Below are 9,325 nucleotides of genomic sequence, written 5' to 3' on the forward strand. Positions count from 1 at the left end.
TACGCTCGCTCGCCATGGACGTGAACGCGCACCTGTTGAACGTGGTCGACGTCGAAGCGACCTGCTGGGAGGGGCCGGTGCCACCCGGTCAGGTGAGCGAGATCATCGAGATCGGGCTCACCGTGGTCGACCTGCGCGCGGGCGTACGTCTCGCCAAGCACCGCCTGCTGGTGCGCCCGGCCCGGTCGGAGGTGAGCCCGTTCTGCACCGAGCTGACCGGCCTGACCCAGGCCGAGGTGGACGGCGGGCTGACCTTCACCGAGGCCTGCCGGACGCTCGCGGTCCTGCACCGGACCGGCTCGCTCCCGTGGGCCAGTTGGGGCGACTACGACCGCGACCAGTTCACCCGCCAGTGCCGGCGGACGGGCACGGAGTACCCGTTCGGACATCGCCACACCAACGCGAAGACCGCCTTCACGGCCGCCTACGGGCTGCGCCGCCGACCCGGGATGGCCCAGGCTCTCACCCTGGCCGGCCTCCCGTTGGAGGGCCGCCACCACCGTGGCGACGACGACGCGTGGAACATCGCCGGCCTGGTCCTGGACCTGGTGGCCCGCGGCGACTGGCCGTAGCGACTGGCCGTAGCGGGTGGCGTGCGGGGCGCCGGGGGCGGTCGCCCGGTGCCTCGTGCGCCCCCGGTCGCGCTCTGGCGGTGTGGAGCGCGCATGCGTCATCGTGGGCCGGGCGGCGCGCGTTCCCCGCCGTGGAGATGCGCAGGCCGTCGCGTACCGGGCCGGGACGCCGCCCCGTAGCCCGTGCGGCGGCTGGCCGGTCGGGCGAGCAGCCGAGGGGGTCCCACCGTGCCGCAGGACGTGGATTTCGGCCTTCCCTGGCCGCTCCGGGTGAACCCGCACCTCGACGAGGCCCGCGCCCGTAACCTGGAGTGGATGCGCGGATTCGGCCTGCTCGACGAGGGCCACCAGGCCGCCGAGGGCTATCTGGGCTGGCAGTTGGCCGAGGTGTCCGCGTACTTCTACCCGGAGGCGACGGCGGAGGGCCTCTGCCTGGCCGCCGATCTGATGGGCTGGTACTTCACACCCTTCGACGACCGGTTCGACGGACCGCTCGGCCGCGACCCCGCCGCCGTCGGCCGCACCGTCGCCGCCTACACCCGGCTGCTGCACCGGCCCGTCGTCGATCCCGGGGCGCCTGCGGCGGAGCGCGCGTTCGTGGATGTGTGGCGGCGCTGGCCGCACGGGATGTCCCCGGCCTGGCAGGCGCGGACCGTCGGGAACTGGACGGACTACCTGGCCGTCCACCACACCGAGGCCCTGGTCCGCTGCGGCCTGCTGCCGGTGGGCGGCGAGACGGAGCACCTGTGGCGGCGCCGCCGTTCGACCAGTTCCTTCGTGGTCAACGACCTGGGGGAGCGTACGGCGGGCTTCGAGGTGCCGCCCCTCCTCTGGTACGGCCAGACCCTCAGCAGGATGCGGGAGGTCGCCGCCGAGGTCGTCGCCATCGCCAACGACACCGCGTCGTTGGAGAAGGAGGAACGTGACGGCGACAGCCACAACCTGATCCTGCTGCTGGAGTCGCGGGGCCGGTCCCGGCAGGAGGCTCTCGCCGGCGCGGTCGAGCGGGTCGCGGCCAGGGTCGAGGAGTTCGAGGAGCTGGAGCGGGACCTCGCCCGCGCCGCCCCGCACCTGTCCCCGGCCGACCGGGAGAGCGCCGCCCGGTACGTCACGCTGCTGCAGGACTGCATGACGGGCAACTGCGCATGGCAGCGGACCTCGACCCGGTACGCGGCCCCGACCGGCCCCGCCGCCTGACCGGGCACGGCGGTCATGCGGCGCGCGGGACGGCCCGGGGGCTGAGGGCGGCGTACTCCAGCGGGGCGGAGGGGTCGATGGAGAGGTCCATCGGGGAGGGCTCGGCACCGGAGCGGACGAGGAGGTCGCCGATGGCGGCGACCATGGCGCCGTTGTCGGTGCACAGGCGCAGGGCCGGCACGCGCAGGGTGATGCCGGCGGCGGCGCAGCGCTGTTCGGTGAGGGCGCGGATGCGGGAGTTGGCGGCGACGCCGCCGACCACGACGAGGGTGTCGATGCCGTGGTCCGTGCAGGCGCGGACGGCCTTGCGGGTGAGGGTGTCGGCGATGGCCTCCTGGAGGGAGGCGGCGGCGTCGGGTACGTGCGGTTCGGTGCCGGCGGCGCGCTGGGCCTCGACCCGGCGCGCGGCGGCGGTCTTCAGGCCGGAGAAGGAGAACGCGTACGGGGGGTCGTTGGGTCCGCTGAGGGGGCGGGGGAGGCGGACGGCCGTGGCGTCGCCGTCGCGGGCGGCGCGGTCGATGGCGGGGCCGCCGGGGTAGGGCAGACGGAGGATGCGGGCGACCTTGTCGAAGCACTCGCCGGCGGCGTCGTCGAGGGTGTCGCCGAGGTGGACGATCGGGTCGCGGGCGAGGTCGCGCACGAGCAGCAGCGAGGTGTGTCCGCCGGAGACGATGAGGACGATGCTCGGGTTCGGCAGTGGCCCGCCGTCGAGGGTGGCGGCGGCGACGTGCCCGGCGAGGTGGTGGACGCCGTAGAGGGGCACGCCGAGCGAGAAGGCGTACGACTTCGCGGCGGCGACGCCGACCTGCAGGGCGCCCGAGAGCCCCGGTCCGGCGGTGACCGCGACGGCGCCGACGTCGGCGAGGGTGAGCCCGGCCCGGCCGAGGGCCTCACGGACCACCGGCGCCATCGCGTGGACGTGGGCCCGTGCGGCGATCTCCGGCACGACGCCGCCGAACCGGGCGTGCTCGTCCATCGAGGACGCGACCGCCTGGCCGAGCAGCACGCCGCCGCGCACCAGCCCCGCGCCGGTCTCGTCGCAGGACGACTCGATTCCCAGTACCACCGGCGATCCCGCCATCGATCCCACGACTCCTTATTGCTCTACTGATGCAACTGCAACATCAACGCAATAAGGAAGAATAGAGGGCCTCGGAAACACGCGTCGTCGCGGGCCCCGATGGGTCCCGTCATCGCCGCCAACGCGGCAAAGGATCGCCACGAGGAGGCACCCGCCATGCGGACAGTGGTCCCTTCTCCCGAGCCTCCGATCGGAGGATCTGACTCACGGGACACGCCCGCTCCGGTCTGCCGGGACACCGTTGGCCGCCCGTCTTTCGGCGGGCGGCCAAGGTCGGGGTGAGTCGTCGGACGGTCCTCGGAGGCCGGGTGGCTCGGGTGCGCGGTCACCGGTGGTCACGGCGCGGGCCCGTCGGTTTGCGGTGGGGCGTCGGTGCGGTGAGGGTCACGACGGCGACCTCGCTCCGGGGCCCTCCTGCGTCGTGGTGGGTCAGGGTGAGCAGGCCCGCGTCGGCCAGGTCTCGGAGGGCCTCGCGGAGGAGGCCTGGTTCGACGCGCAGGGCCACGGCCACGGCCGCGGCCGTCACCGGAAACGTCGCCGTCCGGGCGAGGTGCTGCCGCGGATCGGCGACGAGATCGACCAGCAGCCCGGCCGCGATTCGCCCGTTCGGAAGTTCCCTGGCCCGCCGGGCCCAGTCGGCCGGCGAGTCTGCAACCGCCGCCGTCCGCACCTGCCCACGCCCCTTCGCATCCGCCCGCCGCGGCCAGCTACTGGGCTCTTCCGCCGGGGACGGTCTGCGCTTCCTCCTGCCGCGGCCGGCCGCCTACCGCCGCGGGGCACGCTCCACCAGCACCAACCGCACAGCATGGGCATGCGGCGGCCCGAACCGTCCGGCCCGCCGCATGCTGATGCCCCAGAGCCCGCCGCGCCCTCGAGACACCGGGCCCGGGCTGTCAGGAGGGCTTCTTGTCGATCTCCAGATCGGCCTCCGGGCCCCTGACGGTGTTGCCGGGCGGGCCGGCCGCATTGCTGGTGTTGTTGTCGGCGACGGGGTCCTCGGTGCCGGCGGTGGCCTTGGCGATGTTGCGGATGTCGGAGCCGTTGCCGCTGTAGGCCGGGTCGAGCTGGACGGTGAACACCCAACGGTGCGAGGTGCCGGAGGCGATGGCGGCCGGGCCGCAGCTGACGACCTGTCCGGAGGCGGAGCAGCCGTCGGCCGAGGAGACGAAGGTGAGCTGGGCGGGCAGGGTGTCGCTGATCGCGACGCCGAGGGCGTCGGAAGGGCCGTTGTCGGTGGCGGTCACCGCGTACTGGAAGGTTTCGCCGGGGGCGATCGGCGTGGTGGTGACAGTCTCCTTGGCGGTCGAGACGTCCGCCCGGGGGGCGCCGGCCTTGCCGCCGGGCAGGCCCGTGCTGGAGCTGTCGTTGTCGGTCCTGGGGTCGATGTTGTCGGCGGTGACCTTGGCGCTGTTCCTGATCGCGGCGCCGTCACCCCGGTAGGCGGGGTCGAGCCGGACGGTCAGCACGTACTGCTCGCTCTCGCCGACCTTCAGCGGGGTGGCCCGCTTGCAGGTCACGACGGACCCTGTCTCGGTGCAGCCGGCCGGGGTGGAGGAGACGTAGATCAGCTCCGTGGGGAGCTTGTCGGCGAGGGTCACGCCGTACGCGTCGGCGGAGGGACCGTTGTTGACGACGGTGATCAGGTAGTCGAAGGTCGCCCCGGGGGTCGGCGCCGAGGTGCCGACCGCCTTCTTGGTGACTCCGAGGTCCGCGGTCGGGGGGTTGACCTTGGAGCCGGGCGGGCCGGCCGTGTTGCTGGTGTTGTTGCCGGGGACGGGGTCCTTGGTGGCCGAGCCGACGGTGGCGGTGTTGAGGATGTCGGAACCGTCCCCTCGGTAGCCCGGGTCGATCCGCACCTTGAGGGTCCAGGCCAGCGAGTCGCCCGCGACCAGGGTCGGCTGCGGGCCGCAGCTGACGGTCTGTCCGTTGGCGGTGCACCCGTCGGGTGAGGAGACGAAGCTCAGCATGGCCGGGAGCTTGTCGGTCGCGGTGACCACGGTGGCGTCGGAGGGCCCTTTGTTGGTGGCCGTGATCCGGTAGTCGAAGGTCTCGCCGGGGGCGACCGGGGTGTCGGAGCCGGCCTTCTTGACGGCCGAGAGGTCCGCCTCGGCGCCGCCGAGGCCGCCGGGCAGGTCGGCGGGCTTGCTGGTGTTGTTGGCGGGGTCGGGATCCGCCGCGTCGGACTTGGAGGTGGCGGTGTTCCTCAGGCCCGTGCCGTCGCCCCGGTAGGAGGCGGCCAGGAGGACCCGGATCTTCCAGGCCGTGGAGGCGCCGGCGGCCAGTCTCCTGACGGGCCCGCAGGTCACGTCCTGGCCGGTGGCGGTGCAGCCGTCCGCCGAGGAGACGAAGGTGAGTCCGGCGGGCAGCTTGTCGGTGACCATCGCGTTCGGGGCGTCCGAGGGCCCGTTGTTGGTGGTGGTGACCAGGTACTCGAACTCGGTGCCCGGGATGACCGGCCCGGTGCCCACGCCGGCTTTGGTGGTGGACAGGTCGGACTTGCGGTCGAACGGGCCGTCGGGCCGCACCGGTGGGTTGGTGTTGTTGCCGGTGGCCGGGTCATGGGCGTCCGAGGCGGTGCTGGCCACGTTGCCCAAGTCCGAACCGTCGCCCTCGTAGGAGGGGCTCAACTGGACCACCATGCTCCAGCTCTTGGTGACGCCGACCGCCAGCGTCGCCGCCGGCCCGCAGGTGACCTTCTGCCCCACCGCCGTGCAGCCGTCGTCCGAGGAGACGAAGGTGATGCCGTCCGGCAGAGTGTCCTTGGCGGTGACGTTCTTGGCCACCGAGGGGCCCTTGTTCTTGGTGCTCAGGGTGTAGGTGAAGGTCTCGCCGGGCGCCACGGCCGGCCGTGCGGCGGCCCCGGCGGCGGCCGGTCCCAGGGTCAGCAGTGCGGTGAGGGCGCCGGCCGTCAATCGGCGGCTCGGCCACCGGTGCGTGGCGGGTGTGGTCGTGTGCATCGGTTCCTGTTCCACGGGTGGGTCAGCGGCCGACGGCCGGTGACAGATCGTCAGGGACTGGTCTTGCCGAACTCCAAGTCCGCCTCCGGGGAACGGACGGTGCCTCCGGGCGGTCCGGCCGGCTTGCTGGTGTTGTTCGTGGTGACGGGGTCGGCGGTGGTCGCGGCGGCCGTCGCGGTGTTGCGGACGTCCGATCCGTCGCCGCGGTAGCCCGGGTCGAGGCGCACGGTGAACGTCCACGTCCTGGAGGCCCCGGGGGCGAGCGGGTCGGTGCCGGCGCAGGTCACGGACTGCCCCGAGGAACTGCACCTGCCGACGGAGGAGACGAACGCCAGCGTGGCCGGGAGCGGGTCGAGCGCCTGGACTCCGACGGCCTGCGAGGGGCCGGTGTTGGTGACCGTCACCCGGTAGTCGAAGGTCTCGCCGGGGGCGACCGGGGTGGTGCCGACGGCCTGCTTGGCGGCGGCCAGGTCCGCCTGGGCGGGTGCCACACCCTTCGGTGGTCCGGTGGCGGAGGTGGTGTTGTTGGCGGGAACCGGGTCGACGGCGTCCGAGGACGAGGTCGCGGTGTTGAGGACGTCGCTGCCGTCGCCCGTGTAGGCCGGGTCCAGCCGCACGGTGACGGTCCATGAGATCGCGGCACCCACCGCCAGGTTGGCGACGGGCCCGCAGCTGATACTCCGTCCGTTGACGGTGCAGCCGGGAGAGGAGACGTGCAGCAGCGGGCTGGGCAGCACGTCCGTCATGACGACCTTGGTGGTGTCGGCCGGGCCGAGGTTGGTGGTGGTGATCCGGTAGTCGAAGGTCTGCCCCGGTACGACCGGCCCGTTGCCGAGGGCCTCCTTGCGGGTGGCGATGTCGGCCGGACCCGCCGTGATCTCGGTGACGGCGGTGGCGGAGTTGTCGGCGGCGTTGAGGTCGGTCCGGTTCGTCGGTGCGGCGACGGTGGCGGTGTTGGGGGTCCCGGTAGGAACGGAACGGAAAGTCCGGGTTACTGTCAAAATTTTTGACACCCCGTGATGGCGGCTTGGGCGGGCCGGGCGCGGATGCTGTCCGGTCGGGTCGGCGGGATGCTGGAGGCATGGCTCCCGAAGAGCGTGAGGAGATCCCGCCCGCCGCGGTGGACGACTTGGTGGAGCTGGCCGGCGGTGACGCCGGCGAGGTGGTGGAGATGCTGCGCGCGTTCGGCCTGGATGACGAGGCCGACCTCCTCGAAGAGGAGAGCGAGCCTCCCGAGGACGACGAAGGCGATGAGGAGTGAGCGCCCGCGCGCCCGGGCAGGGGCGTCAGCACCGCAGGCTGTCGTCCTGTTCAGGCGCCGCGTCGTCGTGCTGCTGGTCGTCGTCCTCGGTCCAGGTGCCGAAGGGTCCGGGCAGACCGGGCTGCTCGGCTCCGAGTAGCGGCGCGCCGCCCTTCAGCCTGTGCTCTGTGGGGATCACCGGTTGGTCTCTTCCTCGCGGTCGGCGGCGGTCAGCTGGGCGCGCTGGGCGACCAGGCGCTCGCGCAGGTCGATCTCCTCGGGGGTGAGTGGGTCGCCGGGCTGGTGGATCTGCGCGGGCTTGGGCCGCAGCGGCAGGCTGTCGTCCACCGCGGCGAGCGCGGCGGCTTCCTCGGCGTCGGCGAGTGCCCGGTACAGGGATGCGACTGACGGGTTCTTCCCGGTGTTCTTGCCGGTCTTGATGACGAGCTTCTTGGCGATGTCGGGGACCGGGGTGCCCTTGGCCTTGAGCGCGATGGCGAAGGTCAGCATGTCGTCGTCGATGACCTTGGGCCGGCCGCCGTGGTTGCCCTTGCGGGCGGCGCTCTGCTGGCCTTCCAGGGTCTTCTCCCGGATGTAGTTGCGGTCGAGCTGGGCGGCGACGGCGAGCACGGCGAAGAGCATCGAGCCCATGCCGTTGGGGTCGTAGATGCCGGTGAGCGGGCCGGTGAGGAGTTCGAGCAGGATGCCGGTGGACTCCAGGTCGGCGGAGAGCTGCATCAGCTCGGCGGCGTTGCGGGCCAGGCGCTTCATCTCGTGGACGGTCAGGATGACCACCTGGTCGGGTGCGGCCTCCTTGAAGTCGAGCGCGAGCTTGAGGGCCGCGGCCATCTCGGGGCGGTGCTTGACCCGGGTGCTGATCTGCTCCTGGAAGATCTTGTGGCAGCGCGCCGTCTGGAGGGCTTCGATCTGGCTCGCCAGCTCCTGGCTGACCATGGACGTCCTGGCGTACCCGATCCGGATCGGCCGGCTCTCGGCGGCGGTCTGAGGGACGACGGCGAGAGCGGGTCCGGGGCGCCAGGTCCTGCCCGGGTTCCGATCGGCGGGGACGAGGACTTCGAGGTCCTCTCGCAGCGCGGGCACGAGGATGAAACGTGGCGTGTGATATTTCGCCGCCACCTTCCCGCCGAGGGTCCGGCACGGGCTCCCCGCCGGGACTTCGCACTTCGGGCATTCGTGGCGTTCTACCGCAGATGCTGCCTGATCGGGCGTCAGATCCATCGGGAAAGTCTCTCAGAAGTGCCTCGCAGAACGCCGGACTTTTGAGAGGTTTTCTGCGACAGCGAACCGGATCAAAACGGACACGGTTCGGGGTCCTCGCAGAACTCGCACATCTGGTCATTTATGCGAGTGACCCACCGTCACGACCGCTACTTTCCGTTACTCGACACTTGGCCGTAGCTTCGCGAGTCTCGCACGCACGTTCACCCGGGTTCGAGGTCGGCCGGATCGGCCTCCCACTCGAACCCGCCACCGATCGGTCGAACGAAGATCCGGCGCCGGACGAGCCTGTCGGTGTCGAGGTTCCGTTCGACCAGTTGTCCGCTGATCGTCCCGGTGCGGCCGTCGCGCTTGTGCCGGACCGGCTTGCCGACGTCGGGGTGGGGCGGGTTGCCGACGGACACGCCCCACCCGCTTCGGTCGACTGCCGCCATCAGCGACCCGCTGCGGCCGTCACGACGCGCTGGCCGAGCCGCCGTCGACCAGGGCCGAGATCAGCTTGCGCGCGGCGGCCTTGGTGAGCCTGCCGATCGCCTTCTGCACGTCCTCCTTGGCGCGACGCGGCTTGATGGCGGTTCCGGTGATCGCCTTGTCGAACTGCGCGGTGAACGCCGGCTCACCCGCCTTCTCGGCCAGGGTCAGCAGGTAGCGGGCCTGCGCGGGCGAGGCCGGCTCGACGGCCGAAGCCTTCTTGCGCGCCGCGCTCTCCTCGCGCAGCCGGCCGTAGTGGGCGTCGTTCTCGGCCTTGCGCTTGGCCTCGGACTCCTCGCTGCGGCAGGTGACCTGCACCCTCTCGACCCACCCCGCGCCAGGCTGGCCGGTGACGGCGGTCCACAGCGCATCGTTGGTCAGCTGCGACTCGTCCACGCCCTCGGTGAGCCCCGGGCCGACCAGGCCGTAGTAGCCGGTCTTGCCCCGGGGCAGGACCGTGAAGCCCGCGGGGATGGCGTGGGCGGTGAGCCAGTCCTGCCCGCAGCCCACGATTTCCCTGATGATTGAACGAGTTCAAGCGTCATGAAGGGCTGTACGTGGACGAGTG

11 protein-coding genes are annotated in these 9,325 nt (G+C 72.2%); 3 read left to right on the forward strand and 8 right to left on the reverse strand.

From position 1 onward, the window contains the following. The first annotated feature begins 14 nt into the window (after window positions 1–14). Entirely contained in the window at window positions 15–572 is a 558-nt protein-coding gene (locus ACFP3U_RS15265; protein ID WP_380226034.1) for a 3'-5' exonuclease, read from the forward strand. Window positions 573–800: 228 nt separating this feature from the next. Further along, on the forward strand, window positions 801–1,769 hold the full coding sequence (locus ACFP3U_RS15270) for a terpene synthase family protein (protein WP_380226035.1): 969 nt from the start codon (window positions 801–803) through the stop codon (window positions 1,767–1,769). Window positions 1,770–1,782: 13 nt separating this feature from the next. On the opposite strand, the gene tsaD is transcribed toward ACFP3U_RS15270, so the two are convergent. From tsaD to ACFP3U_RS15290, 4 genes are all read right to left on the reverse strand, one after another. Then, window positions 1,783–2,850: a tRNA (adenosine(37)-N6)-threonylcarbamoyltransferase complex transferase subunit TsaD gene (gene tsaD, locus ACFP3U_RS15275; protein WP_380226036.1), complete on the reverse strand. Its 1,068-nt coding sequence runs from the start codon at window positions 2,848–2,850 to the stop codon at window positions 1,783–1,785. Between the two features lie 325 nt (window positions 2,851–3,175). Continuing rightward, complete coding sequence (locus ACFP3U_RS15280; RefSeq protein WP_380226037.1) at window positions 3,176–3,520, reverse strand: hypothetical protein; 345 nt, start codon at window positions 3,518–3,520, stop codon at window positions 3,176–3,178. Between the two features lie 223 nt (window positions 3,521–3,743). Next, window positions 3,744–5,807 carry a hypothetical protein gene (locus ACFP3U_RS15285; RefSeq protein WP_380226038.1) on the reverse strand — a complete coding sequence of 688 codons (2,064 nt, stop codon included), beginning with the start codon at window positions 5,805–5,807 and terminating at the stop codon, window positions 3,744–3,746. A 50-nt stretch (window positions 5,808–5,857) separates the two neighbouring features. Continuing rightward, window positions 5,858–6,808: a DUF11 domain-containing protein gene (locus ACFP3U_RS15290; RefSeq protein ID WP_380226039.1), complete on the reverse strand. Its 951-nt coding sequence runs from the start codon at window positions 6,806–6,808 to the stop codon at window positions 5,858–5,860. Between the two features lie 80 nt (window positions 6,809–6,888). On the opposite strand from ACFP3U_RS15290, the gene ACFP3U_RS15295 reads away from it, so the two are divergent. Next, on the forward strand, window positions 6,889–7,068 hold the full coding sequence (locus ACFP3U_RS15295; protein WP_380226040.1) for a hypothetical protein: 180 nt from the start codon (window positions 6,889–6,891) through the stop codon (window positions 7,066–7,068). A 25-nt stretch (window positions 7,069–7,093) separates the two neighbouring features. Here the strand turns inward: ACFP3U_RS15295 and ACFP3U_RS15300 are convergent, their stop codons facing one another. The 4 genes from ACFP3U_RS15300 to ACFP3U_RS15315 all read right to left on the reverse strand — a co-directional run bounded on the left by ACFP3U_RS15300 (window position 7,094) and on the right by ACFP3U_RS15315 (window position 9,267). Further along, window positions 7,094–7,246: a hypothetical protein gene (locus tag ACFP3U_RS15300; protein WP_380226041.1), complete on the reverse strand. Its 153-nt coding sequence runs from the start codon at window positions 7,244–7,246 to the stop codon at window positions 7,094–7,096. Then, the gene (locus ACFP3U_RS15305) at window positions 7,243–8,286 is read right to left on the reverse strand and encodes a recombinase family protein (RefSeq protein WP_465261964.1); all 1,044 of its coding nucleotides are present in this window, start codon (window positions 8,284–8,286) and stop codon (window positions 7,243–7,245) included. The genes ACFP3U_RS15300 and ACFP3U_RS15305 overlap by 4 nt, the downstream gene beginning before the upstream one ends. Before the next feature lie 203 nt (window positions 8,287–8,489). After that, window positions 8,490–8,690 carry a hypothetical protein gene (locus tag ACFP3U_RS15310; RefSeq protein WP_380226043.1) on the reverse strand — a complete coding sequence of 67 codons (201 nt, stop codon included), beginning with the start codon at window positions 8,688–8,690 and terminating at the stop codon, window positions 8,490–8,492. Between the two features lie 49 nt (window positions 8,691–8,739). After that, a complete protein-coding gene (locus ACFP3U_RS15315; protein ID WP_380226044.1) occupies window positions 8,740–9,267 on the reverse strand; it encodes a hypothetical protein in 528 nt (175 codons plus the stop codon). Between the last annotated feature and the right edge of the window lie 58 nt (window positions 9,268–9,325).

The sequence above is a fragment of the Kitasatospora misakiensis genome (assembly GCF_042656005.1).
Taxonomy (GTDB): Bacteria; Actinomycetota; Actinomycetes; order Streptomycetales; family Streptomycetaceae; genus Kitasatospora; species Kitasatospora misakiensis.

What these genes read in the sequence shown, in the direction of transcription:
- ACFP3U_RS15265 (WP_380226034.1), top strand. Translation starts at nt 15, where the DNA reads ATGGACGTGAACGCGCACCTGTTGAACGTGGTCGACGTCGAAGCGACC.
- ACFP3U_RS15295 (WP_380226040.1), top strand. Translation starts at nt 6,889, where the DNA reads ATGGCTCCCGAAGAGCGTGAGGAGATCCCGCCCGCCGCGGTGGACGAC.
- tsaD (WP_380226036.1), bottom strand. Translation starts at nt 2,850, where the DNA reads ATGGCGGGATCGCCGGTGGTACTGGGAATCGAGTCGTCCTGCGACGAG.
- ACFP3U_RS15285 (WP_380226038.1), bottom strand. Translation starts at nt 5,807, where the DNA reads ATGCACACGACCACACCCGCCACGCACCGGTGGCCGAGCCGCCGATTG.
- ACFP3U_RS15305 (WP_465261964.1), bottom strand. Translation starts at nt 8,286, where the DNA reads ATGGATCTGACGCCCGATCAGGCAGCATCTGCGGTAGAACGCCACGAA.